The organism is Enterobacter cloacae complex sp. BZL2005 (assembly GCF_049238885.1).
In the GTDB taxonomy this organism is placed as follows: domain Bacteria; phylum Pseudomonadota; class Gammaproteobacteria; order Enterobacterales; family Enterobacteriaceae; genus Enterobacter; species Enterobacter roggenkampii.
In genome coordinates, this window is record NZ_JBMKGI010000052.1 from 1 (window position 1) to 552 (window position 552).

The window sequence follows — 552 nt, forward strand, 5'->3', positions numbered from 1 at the left end:
GGTTTGGGGTACGATTTGATGTTACCTGATGCTTAGAGGCTTTTCCTGGAAGCAGGGCATTTGTTACTTCAGCACCGTAGTGCCTCGTCATCACACCTCAGCGTTAATAAACGACCGGATTTACCTAATCGTTCCGCCTACATGCTTAAACCGGGACAACCGTCGCCCGGCTAACATAGCCTTCTCCGTCCCCCCTTCGCAGTAACACCAAGTACAGGAATATTAACCTGTTTCCCATCGACTACGCCTTTCGGCCTCGCCTTAGGGGTCGACTCACCCTGCCCCGATTAACGTTGGACAGGAACCCTTGGTCTTCCGGCGAGCGGGCTTTTCACCCGCTTTATCGTTACTTATGTCAGCATTCGCACTTCTGATACCTCCAGCAACCCTCACAGGCCACCTTCAACGGCTTACAGAACGCTCCCCTACCCAACAACGCATAAGCGTCGCTGCCGCAGCTTCGGTGCATGGTTTAGCCCCGTTACATCTTCCGCGCAGGCCGACTCGACCAGTGAGCTATTACGCTTTCTTTAAATGATGGCTGCTTCTAAG

At 53.1% G+C, this 552-nt stretch carries 1 rRNA gene; it reads right to left on the minus strand.

The window, feature by feature from the left end:
• Positions 1 to 552, minus strand: a 23S ribosomal RNA gene (locus ACOTXI_RS24265); the annotation flags it as partial.